We start from the raw sequence: 20,544 nt of genomic DNA on the forward strand, positions 1-20,544 counted from the left end.
AAAATCATGTGCGGCAGCTAGATTTTCTTATAAGAACCATACATAACACTTCCTTATCCCATTTTAGTTTGCGTCAACTGTTTTCATTACTATAACAAAAAAGCTTCTTTGGTCCTAATCTGAATGATGTATTCAGGTAAGAATCAAAGAAGCTTTTAAGTTTGTCTTGCACAAGATTTAACCAACAACCCTTGATATTTCTCGTATGCCGAAGACCAGACTTGAACTGGTACGGTAGTCACCTACCGCAGGATTTTAAGTCCTGTGCGTCTGCCGATTCCGCCACTCCGGCGAGTGTAATAAAAATGGAGGCGCCACCCAGACTCGAACTGGGGGTAGAGCTTTTGCAGAGCTCTGCCTTACCACTTGGCTATGGCGCCAATAATGCATTATGGAGCGGAAGACGGGAATCGAACCCGCGACCCTCGCCTTGGCAAGGCGATGCTCTACCGCTGAGCCACTTCCGCATGATTAATAATACTGGGGATCTAGGATTCGAACCTAGGGATGACGGAGTCAAAGTCCGTTGCCTTACCGCTTGGCTAATCCCCATTACTAAAAAAATAATGGGGCGATCGATGGGACTTGAACCCACGAATGCTGGAGCCACAGACCAGTGCGTTAACCCCTTCGCCACGACCGCCACAGTTGTAAGATTGGCAGGGGCAGCAGGAATTGAACCCACACCAAAGGTTTTGGAGACCTTTGTTCTACCTTTAAACTATGCCCCTATAAAAATGGTGGAGGATGATGGATTCGAACCACCGAACTCAGAGAGAGCAGATTTACAGTCTGCCGTGTTTAGCCACTTCACTAATCCTCCATATTCAATTGTCAGTACATCTTAAAGCCATGTTAATGCTTTAACAAAAAAGTACTGGTGCCGTCGAGAGGACTTGAACCCCCAACCTACTGATTACAAGTCAGTTGCTCTACCAGTTGAGCTACAACGGCATAAAGTAGAAATGGTGGCTCGGGACGGAATCGAACCGCCGACACGAGGATTTTCAGTCCTCTGCTCTACCGACTGAGCTACCGAGCCTTTTATTTCATTCTCATATTCCCTTACAGGAAATGATTAGTGGCGGAGCCGACGGGATTCGAACCCGCGATCTCCTGCGTGACAGGCAGGCATGTTGGGCCACTACACCACGGCTCCACAATGTTTTCGAAGCTGACTTGTCTTCGAAAGTTATTAAGTTGCGGGGGCAGGATTTGAACCTGCGGCCTTCGGGTTATGAGCCCGACGAGCTACCGGGCTGCTCCACCCCGCGTCAATCAATACATATATGGTGGGCGCTGACGGGATCGAACCGCCGACCCTCTGCTTGTAAGGCAGATGCTCTCCCAGCTGAGCTAAGCGCCCTTGCTTTGGTGACCCGTAGGGGACTCGAACCCCTGTTACCTCCGTGAAAGGGAGGTGTCTTAACCACTTGACCAACGGGCCTTATTCAATAATGACTACGGAGAGAAAGGGATTCGAACCCTTGAGACGCTTGTGGCGCCTACACGATTTCCAATCGTGCTCCTTCGACCAAACTCGGACACCTCTCCATATGGCTCCCCGAACAGGACTCGAACCTGTGACAACTCGATTAACAGTCGAGTGCTCTACCAACTGAGCTATCAGGGAATATGACTACAATTCAAGGTTTGCACCCTGAAAACTAGATCCGAAACTTACACTTTACGCTTGAGCAGCGCGTCTTACTCGCTTTCGCTTGCAAGACTCTTTCTTGGATAAGCCCTCGACCGATTAGTATTCGTCAGCTCCATACCTTGCGGCACTTCCACCCCGAACCTATCTACCTCATCGTCTATAAGGGGTCTTACTAATTGGGAAATCTCATCTTGAGGGGGGCTTCGCGCTTAGATGCTTTCAGCGCTTATCCCTTCCGTACGTAGCTATCCAGCCGTGCTCCTGGCGGAACAACTGGTACACCAGCGGTACGTCCATCCCGGTCCTCTCGTACTAAGGACAGCTCCTCTCAAATTTCCTGCGCCCACGACAGATAGGGACCGAACTGTCTCACGACGTTCTGAACCCAGCTCGCGTACCGCTTTAATGGGCGAACAGCCCAACCCTTGGGACCTACTTCAGCCCCAGGATGCGATGAGCCGACATCGAGGTGCCAAACCTCCCCGTCGATGTGGACTCTTGGGGGAGATAAGCCTGTTATCCCCAGGGTAGCTTTTATCCGTTGAGCGATGGCCCTTCCATTCGGTACCACCGGATCACTAAGCCCGACTTTCGTCCCTGCTCGACCTGTTTGTCTCGCAGTCAAGCTCCCTTGTGCCTTTACACTCTGCGAATGATTTCCAACCATTCTGAGGGAACCTTAGGGCGCCTCCGTTACATTTTAGGAGGCGACCGCCCCAGTCAAACTGCCCACCTGACACGGTCCCTGCACCGGATTACGGTGCGAGGTTAGAACTCGGATACGATCAGGGTGGTATCCCAACGTCGCCTCCACACAAGCTGGCGCTCATGCTTCTTTGGCTCCCACCTATCCTGTACAGATCGTACCCAAGTTCAATATCAAGCTGCAGTAAAGCTCCATGGGGTCTTTCCGTCTTGTCGCGGGTAACCTGCATCTTCACAGGTAGTAAAATTTCACCGGATCTCTCGTTGAGACAGCGCCCAAGTCGTTACGCCATTCGTGCGGGTCAGAATTTACCTGACAAGGAATTTCGCTACCTTAGGACCGTTATAGTTACGGCCGCCGTTTACTGGGGCTTCGGTTCATAGCTTCACCTTGCGGTTAACCACTCCCCTTAACCTTCCAGCACCGGGCAGGCGTCAGCCCGTATACTTCGCCTTACGGCTTCGCACAGACCTGTGTTTTTGCTAAACAGTCGCTTGGGCCTTTTCACTGCGGCCCCCTCGGGCTATTCACCCTACCGAGGCACCCCTTCTCCCGAAGTTACGGGGTCATTTTGCCGAGTTCCTTAACGAGAGTTCTTCCGCGCGCCTTAGCATACTCTGCTCGCCCACCTGTGTCGGTTTGCGGTACGGGCACCTTCTCCCTGGCTAGAGGCTTTTCTTGGCAGCTTGAACTCATGACCTTCGCTACTGCAATTTTCGCTCCCCATCACAGCTCAGCCTTATCGATGTGCGGATTTGCCTACACACCAGCCTCGCTGCTTGGACGGACATCCATCAGTCCGCGTCACTATCCTTCTGCGTCACCCCATTGCTCATAACGGTTCACGGTGGTACTGGAATTTCAACCAGTTGTCCATCCACTACGCCTTTCGGCCTCGCGTTAGGTCCCGACTTACCCTGAGAGGACGAGCCTTCCTCAGGAACCCTTAGGCTTTCGGCGGACAAGATTCTCACTTGTCTTTTCGTTACTTATACCGGCATTCTCACTTGTGTAGTGTCCAGCGCTCCTTACGGTACACCTTCAACCTCTACACAACGCTCCCCTACCCAAGAACAATTACTTGTTCGAGCCATAGCTTCGGTGGCAGGTTTAGCCCCGTTACATTTTCGGCGCAGAGTCACTCGACCAGTGAGCTATTACGCACTCTTTCAATGGTGGCTGCTTCTAAGCCAACATCCTGGTTGTCTGGGCAACTCCACATCCTTTCCCACTTAACCTGCACTTGGGGACCTTAGCTGATGGTCTGGGCTGTTTCCCTCTTGACCATGGATCTTAGCACTCACGGTCTGACTCCCGGATAAAAGTCTGTGGCATTCGGAGTTTGACTGGACTTGGTAACCCTTGGCGGGCCCCGCACCCAATCAGTGCTCTACCTCCACGACTCTCAACTCCGAGGCTAGCCCTAAAGCTATTTCGGGGAGAACCAGCTATCTCCGAGTTCGATTGGAATTTCTCCGCTACCCCCACCTCATCCCCGCATTTTTCAACATGCGTGGGTTCGGGCCTCCAGTGCGTGTTACCGCACCTTCACCCTGGGCAGGGGTAGATCACACGGTTTCGGGTCTACGTCCACGTACTCAAGCGCCCTATTCAGACTCGCTTTCGCTGCGGCTCCGGCTCTTCACCTTAACCTTGCACGGGAACGTAACTCGCCGGTTCATTCTACAAAAGGCACGCCATCACCCATAAACGGGCTCTGACTTTTTGTAAGCACACGGTTTCAGGTTCTATTTCACTCCGCTCCCGCGGTTCTTTTCACCTTTCCCTCACGGTACTGCTTCACTATCGGTCACTAGGGAGTATTTAGCCTTGGCAGATGGTCCTGCCGGATTCCCACGAGGTTTCACGTGTCTCGCGGTACTCGGGATCCGTCTACAGGTGTCGCAGATTTTCGGTTACGGGATTGTTACCCTCTGTGATGAGCCTTTCCAGACTGCTTCACCTATTCTGCTAACCCGATGTTGACGTCCCACAACCCCTAAGAGCAAGCTCTTAGGTTTGGGCTGTTCCGCGTTCGCTCGCCGCTACTGACGGAATCACTTTTGTTTTCTTCTCCTGAGGGTACTTAGATGTTTCAGTTCCCCTCGTATGCCTCCTATGTAGCTATGTATTCACTACATGGTACATGAGCATTACCTCATGCGGGTTCCCCCATTCGGACATCCCCGGATCAAAGCCTGCTTACGGCTCCCCGAGGCATTTCGTCGTTCGCCACGTCCTTCTTCGGCTCCTAGTGCCTAGGCATCCTCCGTGTGCTCTTATTAGCTTAACCAATTCCGCTAATAAGTTCGATTCCGAAGAATCGATCTATTTGGATGTTACTCAACCGAAGTTAAGTAACGCTGCTCTAAACATTTGTTTCGTTTCGGTATCTAGTTTTCAAGGAACAAGCTTTACAGAGAGAAAGTTTATCCTCTCAAAACTGATCAACGAGTGAGCGTTGTTGTTGCCATTGGCAACTTGTATTACTGATACGCTTCGTTTGCAGAAGCAATATCTCCATAGAAAGGAGGTGATCCAGCCGCACCTTCCGATACGGCTACCTTGTTACGACTTCACCCCAATCATCTACCCCACCTTCGGCGGCTGGCTCCCTTGCGGGTTACCCCACCGACTTCGGGTGTTGTAAACTCTCGTGGTGTGACGGGCGGTGTGTACAAGACCCGGGAACGTATTCACCGCGGCATGCTGATCCGCGATTACTAGCAATTCCGACTTCATGCAGGCGAGTTGCAGCCTGCAATCCGAACTGAGACCGGCTTCTAAAGATTCGCTCCACCTCGCGGTTTCGCTTCCCGTTGTACCGGCCATTGTAGTACGTGTGTAGCCCAGGTCATAAGGGGCATGATGATTTGACGTCATCCCCGCCTTCCTCCGGTTTGTCACCGGCAGTCGATCTAGAGTGCCCAACTCAATGCTGGCAACTAAATCCAAGGGTTGCGCTCGTTGCGGGACTTAACCCAACATCTCACGACACGAGCTGACGACAACCATGCACCACCTGTCTCCAATGCTCCGAAGAGGGCACCTATCTCTAGGTGTTACATCGGGATGTCAAGACCTGGTAAGGTTCTTCGCGTTGCTTCGAATTAAACCACATACTCCACTGCTTGTGCGGGTCCCCGTCAATTCCTTTGAGTTTCACTCTTGCGAGCGTACTCCCCAGGCGGAGTGCTTACTGTGTTAACTTCGGCACCGCGGGTATTGAAACCCCCGACACCTAGCACTCATCGTTTACGGCGTGGACTACCAGGGTATCTAATCCTGTTTGCTCCCCACGCTTTCGCGCCTCAGCGTCAGTTACGGTCCAGAAAGTCGCCTTCGCCACTGGTGTTCCTCCACATCTCTACGCATTTCACCGCTACACGTGGAATTCCACTTTCCTCTCCCGCACTCCAGTCACCCAGTTTTCGATGCGACCCGGGGTTGAGCCCCGGAATTAAACACCAAACTTAAATGACCGCCTGCGCGCGCTTTACGCCCAATAATTCCGGACAACGCTTGCCCCCTACGTATTACCGCGGCTGCTGGCACGTAGTTAGCCGGGGCTTTCTTCTCAGGTACCGTCAATCCAGGAGCAGTTACTCTCCTGGCCTTTCTTCCCTGGCAACAGAGCTTTACGATCCGAAAACCTTCATCACTCACGCGGCGTTGCTCCGTCAGACTTGCGTCCATTGCGGAAGATTCCCTACTGCTGCCTCCCGTAGGAGTCTGGGCCGTGTCTCAGTCCCAGTGTGGCCGTTCACCCTCTCAGGTCGGCTACGCATCGTCGCCTTGGTGAGCCGTTACCTCACCAACTAGCTAATGCGCCGCAGGCCCATCTACAGGTCACAGATTGCTCCGTGTTTCTTGATTCAGACATGCGTCTCAATCACCTATCCGGTCTTAGCTACCGTTTCCGGTAGTTATCCCGATCCTGTAGGCAGGTTGCCTACGTGTTACTCACCCGTCCGCCGCTAACTGTTCCCGAAGGAACAATCCGCTCGACTTGCATGTATTAGGCACGCCGCCAGCGTTCGTCCTGAGCCAGGATCAAACTCTCCATTAAGGTAGAACTTTGATTTGTACTCATTCACTGCTGACGAGAATTTGCATTCTCTTGTACTGCTATTTACTCACTCGTTGATTCAGTTTTCAAAGGACAATCTATATCTGTCATGCATTTTGGAAATCAATAAATTCGTCAGCTTCAATTAAGTTGTTTATCTGAATTAATTTTAGCGGCGACTTTCTTAATATACCACACTAACCCGATTCAATGCAAGTGTTATTTTTTTCTTCTAAACTTCATAACACTCGACTTGCTTGTTAATGCTTGTACCGTTTTTAGCGGCGAGAAGTAATGTATCATATACTGTGTTTGTAAGTCAAGCACTAAATCGAAAATAAGTTTATGGTGAGAAAAGAGCCTGCCATCCCTAGCGCAAACGCTCTAATCTCCCAAGCTTTATTATGTTCCAAGGTAACGATTAATTATTCAATCATACCTTCAATTGGGCTGCTGGCAGAAGCATACCTCTTCTTGGCAATACGTCCGGCCAGGAAGCCTTTACGACCCGCAATAACGGCTAGCTTGAAGGCTTCAGCCATGAGTACAGGGTCCTGGGCACCTGAAACTGCTGTATTAAGCAGCACACCATCAGCACCGAGCTCCATTGCTAAAGCTGCATCTGATGGGCTGCCAATTCCAGCATCAACAATAACAGGGACTTTGGCTTCCTCAATAATAAATCGTAGCTGGTTAGGGTTGACGATTCCTTGTCCGGAGCCAATTGGCGATGCACCCGGCATAACTGCAGCCGCACCGGCTTCTTGAAGCTTTCGCGCCAATATCGGATCATCGGATGTGTATGGCAATACGATAAAACCGAGATCCACCAAAATTTTGGTCGCCTCTAATGTACCGATTGGATCGGGCAGCAATGTTCTCGGATCACCAATAACTTCAACCTTAATCATGTCACACAAACCTGTAGCTCGCGCAAGCTTGGCGATACGAACCGCTTCCTCTACACTAAAAGCACCTGCAGTGTTAGGCAGCAGCGTGAATTTTTTCAAATCAAGCGTTTCTAAAAAATTAGGTGCCTCCGGGTTATCGATAGGCAGCCTGCGGATAGCAAATGTTAAAACATCAGCTTCAGAAGCCTGCACAGCCAGATTTTGCACACCCAAATCCGTAAACTTCCCTGTTCCCAATAGCAATCTCGATTTAAACTCATACGGTCCTATTTTTAATACATCACTCATACCTTAACCCTCCAATGTTATTGCTTACATTTATTTACACTTCTTATTAAGAAACAGACATGCCAGCTCGTAACCCTATGTATGGAGGTTGGATTTAGCCCCCGCCAACAAAATGCACGATTTCCAGCTTGTCACCTTCCTGTAAAGGCGTATTGGCATAAGCATCACGGTCAACAATGTCCCTATTCAATTCGATGACCAGGATTTTTTGTTCCAGCTTAAACAGGGTTAGCAACTCGGCAACCGTTGAAAGCTGTTCCACCTCTCGCTCTTCCCCATTGATGGTTAATAGCATATAAAACACCTGCCTTTCTGATCATAAATCAACAAAAAAACCAACCGCATCGGTTGGTTGACTTCGCAATTAACACCCCATAACAACAGGCTCTGCGCTCGTCCACTTCCCTACGCTGGTATCATCCAGAAGCATGCTAGCCGCATGCCGATCAGGTTCCAAGGGTCAAGGAATGTACTTCCTTATCTCAGCCTCAACATCAGAGGCTCCCCCAGTGGGTATTCAATTATCGATATTATATCAAAAGAATAAACATTTGTCGCATTGAATCTCCATACATAATATGTGGTTTAAATATGCGTGTAACGGATTTCCAATAATGTAACATCCTCGTCCATCGCATAGATGACTTCCTTGGCCAGCTGCTTTTTGACCAGTTTATTCAACAGCAAAGGCAGCTCCAGCTTGATATCGGAGAGCACCTCAGACTGCTGAAGCTCCTGAAGACTCCATGCCTCTGTGCTGCTTGATAGCAGATCGAGAACTCTTTTACAGCAGCGCTCCATCTTGGACATCACTGAAAACTCACACGCCAGCAGCACCAGTTGAACCCTTTGCTTGATTGTTTCCTTACTCATGGTCAGCTCTTCATACAGCTTGTATACACCGGGATTAATCGATTTGATCTGACGCCAGACCGTTACCTCAGGATGAATGCCTGCCTCGATAATGACGATTCTCGCCCAGTGGTGGAGTGCTTCTAGGATGTTGTTATAGGCATCCAGCGAATGATTCTCCAATATGTATTCCTTGCTCTGCAAATATCTCCTTAAAAATTTTGAAAACTCAATTAACAGCTTATGCTCCCGCAATTCCATAGGGAATTCCAGCGTCCGGTGCCGTAAGGTTTCCAAATACAGGTTATGATCCAGAAGAATCTCTCCTTTTAAGATCCAGAAGATAAGATTGCGATGCTCTCCGTGCAATATAAAATAGTCTAATGTTGACGGGCTGATCCAACGTTCTTGTATACGGCGGTCGTCTTTTATATAATGATATTGTTGATCGGTTTTCTGGACTTCATTCGAAATGACAAGCAGCAGGAGATCAAAGCCATCGGTTACCGCTGAAAAAATAGACGGATTGTCTACGGCCAGCAGACTGGTAACTGCTTCATTCTCTCGGAGCCTGGCAACCAGCTGTTCCTTAATGGCATTCATCGCTGCAGCCTCCTAATAGATTTCATGATACAACATATTTCTACAAAAGTAGGCGGTTTCCTGCATGCACCAAGTGACAATCTTCACAATTTATTCGAAAGTAGATGTGAATTCATGAAATTCAAATCAAGTAAAGTGAACGAGTTCAGATTATGGGGCTTACTGTTGACGATGGGCGGTATGCTGCTCATGATTGTCGGCTTGGCCGGGATTGTATTCAATTGGGGTACTGCCGGCAAAATTATGGCGGGAATCTTCATGGTTATCGGTGCCATCGCGATGCTCGCGAGTATGGCGGTTTATTTTTGGGCGGGCATGATGTCTACCAGTACGACCGTCATCGAATGTCCGGAATGCGGCAAGCCCACCAAAATGCTGGGTAAGACCGATCGCTGCATGTTTTGTAAAACGATTCTTTCTCTGGATCCCAAGCATGATCCTAACGCTAACGCTTAAGGCAACTCACCGAAAGCGGCATCTGATTTAATCGTAAAAAAACCGACCTTCAATGCCTTCAAGGGCACTGAAACGTCGGTTTTTTTGTCATATATGTGCCTCTGGATCAGAACTTACTGTAAAGCATTATTAATCAAACTCCAGATCGGCGGAAGCTCATAGCCTCTGCGCCAGGAGGCAATTCCGGCCAATTGGTACTTATTCACCAAATCAACCCTTGCCTTCATGGAAACTTCGTCCTCCATCCAAATCCGGTTCAGCTTGCCGTCTTCTTTATATTCCACGTAATTTTGCCCTGCTTCAGGCAGAAATTTGGGGGTTAAGTTCTTTTCTTTAATAATCCTCTGTTGAGCTTCCATAAAAACGGATCGAGAGCTCACCTTGGTCTTACCGTTAACCTGCTCCTCGGTCCAAATACGCGTGTAAAAGGGAACGCCAAGAATCAGCTTGGAGGCTGGAATTTTATCCTCACTCATCATTCGGGTCAAACTTTTTTCCACCCATGGCAACGAAGCCACCGAGCCTGAGGTCGGGCTGCTTGCCCAAAATTCGTCGTAAGCCATCAACATCATATAATCAAGTGATTCTATAAGTGCTTTGCGATCATAGAACATGGACCACATTTCATTGGTTGATTTGGGAGTTACATCCATCGACACGACAAGCCCCTGCTCATGCATGAGCGGAACCATCTCACGAACAAACTGTACCAGTTCATCTTTGTCATCCAGATTTACATTCTCAAAATCAATGTTGATCCCCTGAAGCGAATAAAGCTGTGCATAGCTGAGCAGCTGCTTGATCATTTTCATTCTTTTGTCATAGGTAGATAGAGCTTCGGTTGTGCGTTTGGGTTCAAAGCCATTGCTGAACAGCCCCCAAACCTGAATGTTGTTAGAGTGTGCCCATTTGATATAAGCAGGGTCCCCGATATTTTTGATCGTACCTTGCCCATCCTCCAGTGAGAACCAGGTTGGACTGACGACATCCAGTCCAGGCATCGGCGTAAACTTCGTCGTATCCGGATTTTTGTTAAATACCTGCTCCCAGGTCATATTGATGGGGCCAGTGATCGGTTTGGCAGGGACAAAGCTTGGTGGAGGCACTTGTTTGGGCAGCGTTTCCTTCCGGTCAGGCGTCAGGTGCTCCTTTCTAACATACCCCATATAGCCGCTGCTAAGTTGTATACGGTACCATTCAGGATTATCATCGGACCAGATCATTACCGATTCACCCTGCTTAATATCAACAAGGATCGGAGATTTAATAGCTGCCTCTTTACGCATCGGAATGGTTTTGGAAGGCTTATCCGGATAAGCTAACGTCTTGCCCCATTCCAGGGTATTTCCTTCTTTAACGAGGATAACTGCACCTGTCTCGGGTGATTCACGAAGCTCAATAGGGTAAAGCTGCTTGATCGGCTCCATCGGCAAATACAGGGTACCCTCTACTTTTTCCAATGGAAACTTCAGTGTAAACGGTTTTTCATTCAACATGCCCGTTAATTGACTTGTTCTCAAACGAATGACTTTGTCCTGTGTCGTAATAATCGTCGATTCGCTCGCTGATTCATGAATCATACTTGGATCAATAAGTTCCTTCACCGTGTCAAACGGCAGCTTGAGACTCTCTTCCTTACCCATGGCAGGCTTCTCCAGCATCTCACCCTGATAAAAAACAGGCTTCACCAATCCCGCAAATGTAGGCTTCTCATGCTTGCCGGTAGGTACGAATTTGGCCCAATAATAACCAAAGCCTACACCTAATACAATGACAATTAGTAATGATAATACAATAAAGCGTAACTTCTTTGATTTCCTTGGCTTCAACAGGTGGTTCGAGTAATCCGATTCCATCGCTTCACTCCCATGATGACGGTATGGACAACACAAAAAGAACGCGTCCAAGGCCCTTGTCCAGCAAGGCGCTTGGGACACGTCCATTATACCGCAAATCCGGCTGGTCGTCTTGTAATCTTCCTATACCTGTCGTGCAGCTGCACAGTCGGTACATAATCCATATACTTCTACACGATGGCTTTTGATCAAAAAACCAGTTTCCACTCCGGCTGTTATTTCCAAATCATTCAATGGTTTATAAGCAAAATCGACCAATTTGCCGCATTCTTCACACAGCGCATGATAATGGTCGGACATATCCGCATCAAAACGGCTTGAATGATCACCGTAGGTCATTTCCCTTACAAGTCCCAGCTCAATATACACTTTTAAATTGTTATAGACCGTAGCCACACTCATACTTGGGTAACGTGGTGCCAGGGCTTTGTAAATCTCATCCGCTGTCGGATGTGTCATGGTATTCAGCAGATAGGCGAGAATTGCATGTCTTTGAGGGGTCATGCGTACACCAGTCGCCTTCAGCTTTGTTAACGCTTGCTCCATTCGTAAATCCATGCTGTCTCACCGCCTAACATTCAGTAAAAGGTTATCGCCTCATTTTAAGCGGGTTTTAAGCTGTTTGTCAATGTACAGAATGATATAAACTGTTGGAAACTCTTACTTTTTTGAATGAATTGCTTTATTTAACCGAAGTTATCGTTAGCGATCCCTTGGTATTCAATTTAATCAGGCTTTTGCCACTGCCGATACTGCCTTCTATGTTATCCTTGCGAACTTGCAGAGGTAATTCGGTATGAATATTGCCTTTATTGGCCTCTCCTTTAACTCTGTAATCGCCATTGGATGGGAGGGCTAGATTCATCTTGCCATGATTCGTTTCCAAATCCCATTCCCCGTTGACATTTTGACTGGATATATCCAGATCGCCATTGGTCGTTTCTGCCTTTAGAGATCGCAATGCTTCAACAATTTTAATATTGCCATTCGTCGTTGAGGCTTTAATATCTCCTGTTACCCCTGTTAATCGCAGTCCGCCATTGGTGGACTCGAGCTGAGCATTCCCCTCGTGATTGCCTGCTTCAATAGATCCATTCGTTGTACTCAGCTTCAAACGACCCTTGGTGGCATTGGTTGTAACCTGAGCATTCGTCGATTCCAAATCTATATCCGCTTCGATACCCGTCAGTTGAATCTCTCCATTGGTAGTACGAATTTTGAGCTGCTTTTTGAGTGCAAGCTGGTCAGCTTTAAGACGACCATTGGTCAATTCAACGTCCATATTGGCTTGCAGCTGGGCTGGGAGCATTATAACCAGATCAATTGCAGGTCGCTTCCTCGACCAAAATTCACCGCCATACTCCCCACCCTCAGCAACCAGTTGAAGTGTATGTCCGCTAAAGCTTTGCTTGACCTGTGTTTGATTAGCAATTTCAGCAGCTTCCTTCTCATCATCTAAAGCTACATAAACGGTCGCTTCGACCTGCAGTTGGGTGCCAGTACCTGATTGGATTGTAATGCTGCCATTGCTCTCATTATGGATAGATATGCGATCAAGGCCTGATGGAATTGTGATCAGCTCGGCTTCTTTTGGAAATTTCCGACCTTCACCACCCATCGTGGAAGTTACAAACGATTTCCCAAAGTCGAACGCGCCCGTCCAATTTTGGAACAAAGCAGTTGTATTCGTGCTACCGATAACTACAGCAGAGATCAGCACTGCAAATACAACTCCACGAAGATCAAGCCGCAGCTGCTTATCGCTTTCCCCATACCTCATATTCAATAAAATGTACTCCAAACCAAGTGAAATAAACAGTATCGGCCACCACTCCACCAAAAGTGCTGTCAGGTGTAAGCCGGCATACTTATCTATAATCACAGCAGAGCCAACTGCAATCAATAATAACGCTGCTGTATAACGTCCTGCTTTGCGCATGGTTAACACCTCCTAAAAGTTTGCTTTAGCAAACTTGCATCGTAAGCATAGTCTCTTGTTTTGCAGAGCAAAACTGTCTTCGTAAGCATAGCATCGAGCTTGCCTGGACAATCTTATTTGATCTGAATGCTATTATTTTTTGGTGGATTCCTTCAAGAACATAAAGACACCAATCACTATTAACAAAATAGCGCCGATCGATGAGCCCAGCATGTCAAATATTTGATTCAGCCAAGCCGGCTTGCTGCTAATCAGAAATAGGAAAATACCCCCAATAACAAGCACGTAACCAAGCGGGCTGCCTTTAGTCAGCCTTTTTAATGGCTGTTTGAATTCGTCGCCTGCATCATTCAAAGGGTCGGAGTATACTCCGTTCCATTGTCCATTCACATTATCGGTTTGCTGCAGCGCATCAAAAATATTGTAAAAATAAATCACTGGCACAAATAACGAGAACAGCACAATCAACGGGATACTGGTGCTTGAGCTTGTTGAAAAAAACACGATAGCAAAAATATTCATAATCAGCAGCAGCATAATCATCATTCCCCGCTGCATCAGTCCCAAATAAAGCAGACCGGTGCCGGGAATCAGAAATGAAAGCAGACCGGCTACAAATTTATTTTTACGTGGTGCTTTGCGGAATGGGTCAAAAGGAGGCTCGTGCTTGGTTGCATTCCAGCGCTCCATACGTTCTTTTAAAAAGGCTTCTTCCTTTTCCAGGTCCAGATCTGCAGAATGATTGTTTTTTTCTTCCATATTCGCATATTCCTCCGTTCATTAGATATTAGAGTTAAGAAGTCAGATACAGCGATAGGTGCTGAACCGTATTGCCGATCTCCGTAAATGTATTTTGTATGCCCGCACCCCACTGACCTGCATTAATAGAAATGATTCTACCCAAAATACCCGAGCTTACAAACAAATAGGTTGCTGCAGTAGCTATCAGCCCATTAATTAATTCAGGCCGCCAAAGGCGTCTTGGTCTACTGGCTGGATCAGCCTTGCGGGGATAGCTGGATGTCGGTACAAGATTGTCCATATGCTCCTTGGATTGTTCACGAATCTTGTGCATAACCCTGTCCTCCAGTCCGGGGGTAGGGGACAGTACATCCATTCCGTTCAAAAGCTCCTCCAGATTCAGATACGTATGCAGACGGGACCGACAGCCGGAGCAGATATGAATATGCTGTTGAATTCGCTTATATTCGAGCTCGGAGCAAGCTCTATTTAGGAATCGTTGAAGCTGCCGTTCGTTCGGATGCTGACTGTTCAAGGTTACGTACCTCCTGCCATTTTTGTTTGAGCAAGGACTTGCCGCGGTAAAGACGGGTTTCTATGGTTTTGAGCGGAAGCTGGGTTGCCTCTGCTATTTCCTGATAGGACAGCTGTTTATAATGATACAAATAAAGGATCAGTCTGTATTTGTCAGGCAGCTCGGATAGCAATTGTTGGACCATCTGTCGTTCTTCCTTTTGCAAAGCCATAGCTTCCGGTTCTTCCTGCCTGTTGATTAGCCAACCCTTCATTTTGTCTAATATGGCTTCATACGGCCTGCGGCGCTGTGCCCTGCGATAATCCGTCACCAAATTGGTCGTTAATCGATATAACCAAGTTGTAAATTTGGCATCCCCCCGAAAATGAGCTAAAGAACGATACAGCTTGATAAAAATATCCTGTGTCAAATCCTCGGCGGTTTCGCGATGTTCAACCATACGATAAACCAGCGTATAGATATATCCTTTATGACGCTCAATAAGCAACCGGTATGCTTCTTCATCGCCTTGACGGATCTGGTCCACCAGCTGCTCATCCGTCGATTGTTCCATCGTTTCACCACCTTTAACCTTGGTTATACATTGTTAGACGACTACTTAACCATGAACCCTTCAAAATGGGAAGATTACTTTTAAAAACAGACATCAAAGTATAGCATACTCTGTTGTTTAATTTTTGACGGAACGCATTGACAGTTTTATACAATCCAATCAACATGAATTTGTATGCGTACAAATGAATAATTATTCATTTTGAGGTGATCTGTAATGAAGCATTTATTGACTTTAAAGTAATTGAACGAACACGAGTTGTTATCCCTTATTCAAAAAGCGATTGAGCTCAAGAAACAACCCGATGCTTTTTCGAGGCTTACTACAGAAAAGGTTTACTTATGCTTTTCCAAAAAACGTCAACAAGAACAAACTTATCGTTCCAATCCGGTATGAACCAAATGGGCGGCTATTGTGTACCGATGGATTGGGAGTCAAGCAACTTCAGTCTATCACCTATTCAATATGAAGTCAGGTATGCTTCGAGAAATTGCTATCTGATCATGGCCCGATTAAAAAATCATGACGATGTGCTTCAGCTCGCCTCGTATTCCAATGTGCCAGTCATGAAATCGAGTATCAGGAAGAAAAACAGCGCCGTATCCAAACGATGTTGCCTTTCCAGATCAGCAGAGCCCATTTATCCGGTCACTCACCCTATATCATGCATGATATGCCCATCCATCCGGGATACGAAATCGAGGAAGCCTTAATTGAATCGGACACATCTGTCATTTATCAACAAGCCGAAAACCGTATGCATGCCCAAAAAGCTTTAATGCTGCACCTGCTGCAAAAGTAACTAATCACTGCCTGAGATGTTGTAGCGGTTGTAACCCACCTGACGCGCCCCTTCCTTGAGGGGCAATGTCAGGACCGCTCTTGTTCTTGTTCTTGCACTTGCTCTTGCTCTGGGATTGATGCACCCAAAGTTAAGCGTGTCCTGAAAGGACGAAAGCGAGCACAAAACTCCCACCCTTTCTCCTCCACTCCACTCTGTTGAATTCCACTACCATCAAGCGTGTCCCGTCAGGGACGAAAGCGTCCCGAGAACACCACATTTCCGCACCCGAACAAAGGGAGTCCAGAGGGCAGCGCCCTTTGGGGCCCTCCCTAATAGGGAGGGTTTGGGAGGGTCCCTCTTGACTTCCCCATACGGACAGGTAGACTAAATAAGAATTGACTACGCTCTCAAACCAATTACAGAACAGGAGACATCCTTCATTATGACTCTGCCCATTCAAACCATAACAGATCGAAAGCTTGCGATTTTAGAACTCGCTGCCCACAAAGCGATGGAGCTTCCCATACTGCCAAGCGGCTTCTGGTTCCATAGCGATCTTCGTGATAATTTTTATTACGCTATCCATTTGTATGCCTTCACTGTCGATCCTGCGACCTCTCAGGCATGGTCAAAGGAGCAGCAGGAGGCTGGGCAAGCACTGGCTGTGGAGATGATCGGTAAAGTGCTGGCCCTTCAGGAGCAGAACGCAGAGCATCCGATGTACGGACATTGGCCGCTGAATCTGGGCAGTGATCCTGCAGCAGCCAAGCCGCATCCATTGCCAGTAGAGCTTATGGGCTGCTTGTTGATTTTCTTCTATAACAAATACCAGAGTACGATCCCCATTGAGCTGAAAAGCAATGCCATGATTGCCATACTGCATATGTATGAAAGCAATGTATATCGTCACCCATTAGATAAGGTCAATCATCACGAAGCCAAGCATACCGCCCTCAAACTGCTGTTAGGACATCAATTTGATAATCGCGAATTATCTGATCAGGGCCTGCAGTTTGCCAGACAGCAGCTTCAACACATTCAGAAGTTCGGATTCAAGGAATATGGTGCGCTGCCTTGGCACTGGCATTGGATTCAGGCATTTGTTTGTGTATGGGAAGTGGTCGAGGATACGGCGGTTCGTGAAACGATGAGCCTGCTTCTTGATCATTTGTGGCGGCTTCGTGCCGATGTTTATCTGGCGGGTACATGGGTGGGTGCGCAATCTCGTCAATGGCCTCATGATGCACCCAAGGATAATAATACGCTGCTGGACTACATTCAGTTTGGTGATTTCCCGCTTCCCAGAGAGATCACTCGTCTCGAAGGCGCGGCTTTGTATACATATCAGACCGCTGATCAACTCGTACAAGCAGCGATTAAGCGCGATACCCCTATTGAAATACAACGTAAAATTCAATTCGCTGAAGCGAACAATCAGGTTACGGAAGAGGCACATACATATACGTATATCGCACCTGAATATGCAGTCGGCGGTATTTGGGAACGGCGTGATGAGTTTGATAATGAACAGCAGCGATGGGTCGTGACACTACCATTAACGGAAGCAACTACAGCCGAAGGCGTCAATCAGTTATTTTTCTTTCACCCAGGGAACAAATATGCTTCCGGTGATGATCGACATGCCAGCCCGTATGGTGAGGTACTGCTGCATAAGGATGCTGTGATTCAATTATGGAAGCTGCCTGAGAGCGATTTGGACGCTTATCCAAGTGTTATCGGTTGTTTACCCAAGGGAGAGTGGAAATTTGACGGAAACAGTGGTTATGGCCGTTTCGAGGGATTATATGTTTCCTTTCATCTCATGAATCCTTTTACTATAGAGGAGAAACCGGACCGTATTTCGATTGCAAGCCCGTTTCAATCGGGTAAAAACGGAGTTCTCGTTGAGGTGATTTCTAATCGGGAAGCACTCCTGCTCGGCATCAATAATGTTGAAGCGTTCGCCACAGCGATGCAGACGAAAGCAGCGGTCCCGTTTACTACCGTCGAATCCGCTGACCCGGATAGTGTTGCCATTCATACTTTATACACAACACATCGCAACGATGAGTTAAGCATGTCTGTCGATGGTTTGGGCGTATTTGAACGGACTATTAACGGACAGCCCGTTCAGCTTGAGCTTTATCGAATCAGTTAGGTTTGTTTATAAAATACGGTTAAAGTAATTCCGGGAGAAACCTCGAGCACCTGTGTCGGCTCATAGCCATGCTTCTGATATAAAGAAAAAGCGGGCTTGTTATTCGTGCCGGTCGAAACTTTAATCGGTAATCCCGGAACCGCAAATTGTTCTACGAATTCCAGCAGGCGGCTGGCAATACCGCGGCGAAAATGCTGCGGGTGTACCATCATTCGACATATCGCCAATTCCTTGGCAGCTTGCTTCATGGATATGGCTCCGGTTAAACGCTCATCTTCATAATAACCGAAAAAGCTTTCACCGCTTTCCTGCAGCGATTGTGGCGAATCCCATAAGGGAGGTATTTCCTTAAAACCGATCAATTGTGCTTCGATTCGGTAGGATAACTGCTGCAGCATAAGCAGTTCCAAGGCTTGTTTGTTATCAATAAGATCGATTTCACGAATCATAAGGGTACCTCCTGAGCAAAAGCAGAATGCTGGTTAGCCAAAGTATACATCAGCCACTCAACGAGTTCCACCAACTGGAAATAAAAATGATAGAAATAGCCTTTCACAAGACGTGAAGGGCTTTTAAATTTTTCAGGGATCAAAATAAAATTGGTTTCAATACGAATGTATTTTATATTTAATGATTGCATTATGAATATAATATTTGTATATTATTACGTAACGAATGTATTTATCATCATAAACTTACCTTTTGGATACATATTAATCGAAATTAATAAAGGAGCAACCAATACTTATGAGCACAAAAATGGCAGATGGTGTTGTTTCAAATATGGATGAGATCGATCGCAAGATCATTGCGATTTTGCAGCAAAATGGTAGAGCCTCTTATACGGATATTGCCAAGGATGTGGGGCTTTCAAGAGTCGGTGTGCAGGCCCGAATTAATACGTTGATGGAGAACGGTACGATCGAGAAAATTACCGCGGTCATTAATCCGGAAAAAATCGGCATCACGGTGTCGGCATTTTTTAATGTGGAGGTTGAGCCCAAGCATTTGATGGAGGTCGCGGATAGTCTGGCCGATGAGCCTGAGGTGAGCAGCTTATATCATATGACAGGACCAAGCAAGCTGCATATGCATGGATTATTTGCCAGCAACCGGGAAATGGAGCTATTCCTGCAGGAAAAATTGTATGTGCTGCCAGGTATTACGAGTGTTGATTGCCAGATTTTGATTAAAAGATATAAAAGTCGAATGGGAATGAAGCTGTAGCGAGACGACATCTAAACGATGAAATTATTTAATAATGAGGGATGACAAGATGAGTATTTATAAGGATTTGATGATTGCTATGTTTAGAACCGGTATGCTTGGCTACGGAGGAGGTCCTGCTACTGTGCCTTTGATTCGATATGAAGCGGTTACCCGTTATAAATGGATGCAGGATGATGAATTCGGTGAGGTACTGGCGATTGCTAATGCGCTTCCCGGTCCGATTGCCACCAAACTGGCTGCTTATCTGGGCTATCGTCAAAAAGGTGCACTCGGTGCCTCCATTGCTGTGTTGGCGCATATTGTACCCACCTGTGTAGCCATGGTTGCATTACTATCGATCATTACTGCACTCAGCTCCTCCACGATTATTGCCGGGATGATTGGAGCTGTGACACCGGTCGTTGCCGTTATGCTTGGTATGATGGCTTATGAATTTGGCGAAAAGGCTGTTAAAGGGTTAGGAAAAGTATTGGGCGTGCTGCTGTTCGTCTTGTCCTTTGTTATGCTGCAGCTGATCGAATTGCATTCGGCTATCGTTATTGGTGTTTTTCTGGCTTATGGAGCTTTTCATTTCCGAGTGCTGGCCCGTTATCGCAAACAAAAAGCTAAGGCTTAGAAAAGGAAGGTTTTCTTATGGACTGGATACAACTATTTTTTGGTTTTTTTATATCTAATGCATTAGGCTACGGCGGCGGCCCCTCTTCGATCCCGCTTATGTATGAAGAAATCGTTAACCATTATCAATGGCTGGATAATATTCAATTCTCCAACATGCTCGCACTCGGCAACATGCTGCCCGGCCCAATCGCAACGAAAATTGCTGCCTTTGTCGGTTATGAAGCAGGGGGATGGGTCGGCTTTGCCGTCAGTATTATCGCTACGGTTGTACCTACTGCTGTGGCTTTGATCTGGCTGCTGAATCTGATGCAGAAATATCGTAAGTCCGATGCTGTCAAAGGCATGACTTTATTGGTTCAGCCGGTCATCGCGATAATGATGGTGGTTATGACGTGGCAGTTGAGTGCAAACTCTGTGCATACGATTGGAATATGGCAGTCGCTTGGGATTGCCGCGGTCGCTTACTTTGCCATGGTAATTAAAAAGATTCATCCAGCTTTGGTTATTGTGTGTGCTTTTGTGTATGGTGGTATTTTTCTAAGTTAAAGATAAATAAAGGTCAGTAAGGGCTTATTGATAAGCACC

At 47.1% G+C, this 20,544-nt stretch carries 16 protein-coding genes, 15 tRNA genes, 2 rRNA genes, 1 pseudogene and 1 riboswitch; of the genes and pseudogenes, 7 read left to right on the forward strand and 27 right to left on the reverse strand.

Annotated features, from left to right (window positions below; genetic code table 11):
- Window positions 1–206 precede the first annotated feature (206 nt).
- From NST47_RS33250 to NST47_RS33345, 20 genes are all read right to left on the reverse strand, one after another.
- A tRNA-Leu gene (locus NST47_RS33250) sits at window positions 207–292 on the reverse strand.
- Window positions 293–306: 14 nt separating this feature from the next.
- Window positions 307–380 (reverse strand) — tRNA-Cys (locus NST47_RS33255).
- A 12-nt stretch (window positions 381–392) separates the two neighbouring features.
- Window positions 393–467 (reverse strand) — tRNA-Gly (locus NST47_RS33260).
- 13 nt (window positions 468–480) lie between these two features.
- Window positions 481–552, reverse strand: a tRNA-Gln gene (locus tag NST47_RS33265).
- A 15-nt stretch (window positions 553–567) separates the two neighbouring features.
- Window positions 568–643: transfer RNA gene (locus NST47_RS33270), tRNA-His, on the reverse strand.
- A gap of 14 nt (window positions 644–657) precedes the next feature.
- Window positions 658–731 (reverse strand) — tRNA-Trp (locus tag NST47_RS33275).
- Window positions 732–738: 7 nt separating this feature from the next.
- A tRNA-Tyr gene (locus NST47_RS33280) sits at window positions 739–823 on the reverse strand.
- A gap of 55 nt (window positions 824–878) precedes the next feature.
- Window positions 879–954 (reverse strand) — tRNA-Thr (locus NST47_RS33285).
- A gap of 12 nt (window positions 955–966) precedes the next feature.
- Window positions 967–1,042 (reverse strand) — tRNA-Phe (locus tag NST47_RS33290).
- 40 nt (window positions 1,043–1,082) lie between these two features.
- Window positions 1,083–1,159: transfer RNA gene (locus NST47_RS33295), tRNA-Asp, on the reverse strand.
- Between the two features lie 41 nt (window positions 1,160–1,200).
- Window positions 1,201–1,274 (reverse strand) — tRNA-Met (locus NST47_RS33300).
- Between the two features lie 16 nt (window positions 1,275–1,290).
- Window positions 1,291–1,366, reverse strand: a tRNA-Val gene (locus NST47_RS33305).
- A 6-nt stretch (window positions 1,367–1,372) separates the two neighbouring features.
- A tRNA-Glu gene (locus NST47_RS33310) sits at window positions 1,373–1,447 on the reverse strand.
- Window positions 1,448–1,464: 17 nt separating this feature from the next.
- Window positions 1,465–1,554: transfer RNA gene (locus NST47_RS33315), tRNA-Ser, on the reverse strand.
- Between the two features lie 3 nt (window positions 1,555–1,557).
- A tRNA-Asn gene (locus tag NST47_RS33320) sits at window positions 1,558–1,633 on the reverse strand.
- A gap of 103 nt (window positions 1,634–1,736) precedes the next feature.
- A 23S ribosomal RNA gene (locus tag NST47_RS33325) occupies window positions 1,737–4,659 on the reverse strand.
- A gap of 233 nt (window positions 4,660–4,892) precedes the next feature.
- A 16S ribosomal RNA gene (locus NST47_RS33330) occupies window positions 4,893–6,435 on the reverse strand.
- The 16S and 23S rRNA genes sit together here with 15 tRNA genes alongside, the layout of an rRNA operon.
- Before the next feature lie 425 nt (window positions 6,436–6,860).
- Window positions 6,861–7,634, reverse strand: coding sequence for a thiazole synthase (locus NST47_RS33335; RefSeq protein ID WP_076229933.1), 774 nt, complete (start codon window positions 7,632–7,634; stop codon window positions 6,861–6,863).
- 94 nt (window positions 7,635–7,728) lie between these two features.
- Entirely contained in the window at window positions 7,729–7,929 is a 201-nt protein-coding gene (gene thiS, locus NST47_RS33340; RefSeq protein WP_076229932.1) for a sulfur carrier protein ThiS, read from the reverse strand.
- A gap of 90 nt (window positions 7,930–8,019) precedes the next feature.
- Window positions 8,020–8,152, reverse strand: a riboswitch (TPP riboswitch).
- A gap of 67 nt (window positions 8,153–8,219) precedes the next feature.
- A complete protein-coding gene (locus tag NST47_RS33345) occupies window positions 8,220–9,089 on the reverse strand; it encodes a nucleotidyltransferase-like protein (RefSeq protein WP_341158962.1) in 870 nt (289 codons plus the stop codon).
- Between the two features lie 114 nt (window positions 9,090–9,203).
- Between NST47_RS33345 and NST47_RS33350 the strand changes: the two genes are divergently transcribed.
- Window positions 9,204–9,545, forward strand: a complete 342-nt coding sequence (locus tag NST47_RS33350) for a DUF2614 family zinc ribbon-containing protein (RefSeq protein ID WP_076229930.1) — start codon at window positions 9,204–9,206, stop codon at window positions 9,543–9,545.
- Window positions 9,546–9,658: 113 nt separating this feature from the next.
- On the opposite strand, the gene NST47_RS33355 is transcribed toward NST47_RS33350, so the two are convergent.
- The 6 genes from NST47_RS33355 to NST47_RS33380 all read right to left on the reverse strand — a co-directional run bounded on the left by NST47_RS33355 (window position 9,659) and on the right by NST47_RS33380 (window position 15,169).
- A complete protein-coding gene (locus NST47_RS33355) occupies window positions 9,659–11,401 on the reverse strand; it encodes a glycosyl hydrolase family 18 protein (RefSeq protein ID WP_341158963.1) in 1,743 nt (580 codons plus the stop codon).
- A 123-nt stretch (window positions 11,402–11,524) separates the two neighbouring features.
- Window positions 11,525–11,959, reverse strand: coding sequence for a Fur family transcriptional regulator (locus NST47_RS33360; protein ID WP_341158964.1), 435 nt, complete (start codon window positions 11,957–11,959; stop codon window positions 11,525–11,527).
- Between the two features lie 124 nt (window positions 11,960–12,083).
- Entirely contained in the window at window positions 12,084–13,340 is a 1,257-nt protein-coding gene (locus NST47_RS33365; RefSeq protein WP_341158965.1) for a DUF4097 family beta strand repeat-containing protein, read from the reverse strand.
- A 132-nt stretch (window positions 13,341–13,472) separates the two neighbouring features.
- Window positions 13,473–14,099 carry a hypothetical protein gene (locus tag NST47_RS33370; protein ID WP_341158966.1) on the reverse strand — a complete coding sequence of 209 codons (627 nt, stop codon included), beginning with the start codon at window positions 14,097–14,099 and terminating at the stop codon, window positions 13,473–13,475.
- A gap of 34 nt (window positions 14,100–14,133) precedes the next feature.
- Window positions 14,134–14,616 (reverse strand): zf-HC2 domain-containing protein, encoded by a 483-nt coding sequence (locus tag NST47_RS33375; protein ID WP_341158967.1) that lies wholly within the window; start codon window positions 14,614–14,616, stop codon window positions 14,134–14,136.
- Window positions 14,567–15,169: an RNA polymerase sigma factor gene (locus NST47_RS33380; protein WP_341158968.1), complete on the reverse strand. Its 603-nt coding sequence runs from the start codon at window positions 15,167–15,169 to the stop codon at window positions 14,567–14,569. The genes NST47_RS33375 and NST47_RS33380 overlap by 50 nt, the downstream gene beginning before the upstream one ends.
- Before the next feature lie 341 nt (window positions 15,170–15,510).
- On the opposite strand from NST47_RS33380, the pseudogene NST47_RS37245 reads away from it, so the two are divergent.
- The 3 genes and pseudogenes from NST47_RS37245 to NST47_RS33390 form a co-directional block, all read left to right on the forward strand.
- A pseudogene (locus tag NST47_RS37245) lies at window positions 15,511–15,681 on the forward strand (ornithine carbamoyltransferase); the annotation flags it as partial.
- Between the two features lie 59 nt (window positions 15,682–15,740).
- Window positions 15,741–15,971, forward strand: a complete 231-nt coding sequence (locus tag NST47_RS33385) for a hypothetical protein (RefSeq protein ID WP_341159806.1) — start codon at window positions 15,741–15,743, stop codon at window positions 15,969–15,971.
- Window positions 15,972–16,395: 424 nt separating this feature from the next.
- The gene (locus tag NST47_RS33390; protein WP_341158969.1) at window positions 16,396–18,111 is read left to right on the forward strand and encodes a hypothetical protein; all 1,716 of its coding nucleotides are present in this window, start codon (window positions 16,396–16,398) and stop codon (window positions 18,109–18,111) included.
- Here the strand turns inward: NST47_RS33390 and NST47_RS33395 are convergent.
- The gene (locus NST47_RS33395; RefSeq protein ID WP_341158970.1) at window positions 18,108–18,560 is read right to left on the reverse strand and encodes a GNAT family N-acetyltransferase; all 453 of its coding nucleotides are present in this window, start codon (window positions 18,558–18,560) and stop codon (window positions 18,108–18,110) included. The genes NST47_RS33390 and NST47_RS33395 overlap by 4 nt on opposite strands.
- A gap of 298 nt (window positions 18,561–18,858) precedes the next feature.
- On the opposite strand from NST47_RS33395, the gene NST47_RS33400 reads away from it, so the two are divergent.
- From NST47_RS33400 to NST47_RS33410, 3 genes are read left to right on the forward strand one after another with little or no spacing between them, the layout of a single operon-like run.
- On the forward strand, window positions 18,859–19,338 hold the full coding sequence (locus NST47_RS33400) for an Lrp/AsnC family transcriptional regulator (RefSeq protein WP_341158971.1): 480 nt from the start codon (window positions 18,859–18,861) through the stop codon (window positions 19,336–19,338).
- Between the two features lie 49 nt (window positions 19,339–19,387).
- Window positions 19,388–19,957 (forward strand): chromate transporter, encoded by a 570-nt coding sequence (locus NST47_RS33405; RefSeq protein ID WP_341158972.1) that lies wholly within the window; start codon window positions 19,388–19,390, stop codon window positions 19,955–19,957.
- A 17-nt stretch (window positions 19,958–19,974) separates the two neighbouring features.
- The gene (locus tag NST47_RS33410; RefSeq protein ID WP_341158973.1) at window positions 19,975–20,505 is read left to right on the forward strand and encodes a chromate transporter; all 531 of its coding nucleotides are present in this window, start codon (window positions 19,975–19,977) and stop codon (window positions 20,503–20,505) included.
- Window positions 20,506–20,544 lie beyond the last annotated feature (39 nt).

Origin of the sequence: Paenibacillus sp. FSL H8-0034, assembly GCF_038000305.1 — a bacterium.
Classification (GTDB): Bacteria; Bacillota; Bacilli; order Paenibacillales; family NBRC-103111; genus Paenibacillus_S.